This is a genomic window from Cupriavidus sp. 05T313 (assembly GCF_056396665.1).
In genome coordinates this window covers 1-358 of record NZ_JBFTLX010000721.1, presented here as the reverse complement: position 1 = coordinate 358, position 358 = coordinate 1, and the positions used below count along the sequence as shown (strand labels likewise).

Below are 358 nucleotides of genomic sequence, written 5' to 3'. Positions count from 1 at the left end.
GCACGGTCCTCGTCCCCTGCCAGGCCGCCCAGCTCCGCCTCGAGCACCACGTCGGCACCCAGCAGGGCCCGGGCCGCCCGGACCAGCGCGATGTTGTCCTCGTAAGGGAGGGACGAACCGTCGGCGAGGACGGAATCCGCCCCAGCCGCGACGGCGTCGGCCATGACCTTAAGGTCTGCAGCGTGGTCAAGCTGCACGGCGACCGGCACCGCGGCGGCGTCCGCCAGTCCACGGAGGGCAGCAACGAGTCGGAGCCCGTTGGAGGTGGCGGCGGTCTTGGGGGCCACCAGCAGGATCACTCCCCGGCCGGCTTCCTCGGCGGCGGCCACCACTGCCAGCGCGGTGGTGAAGTCGTAGC

Annotated in this window: 1 protein-coding gene; it reads right to left on the bottom strand. The window is 72.9% G+C overall.

Going from position 1 to position 358, the window contains the following annotated elements; all coding sequences use genetic code 11:
* The coding region (locus AC1DKD_RS42550; RefSeq protein ID WP_477144910.1) for a class II fructose-bisphosphate aldolase at positions 1–358 on the bottom strand (358 nt) is incomplete at both ends.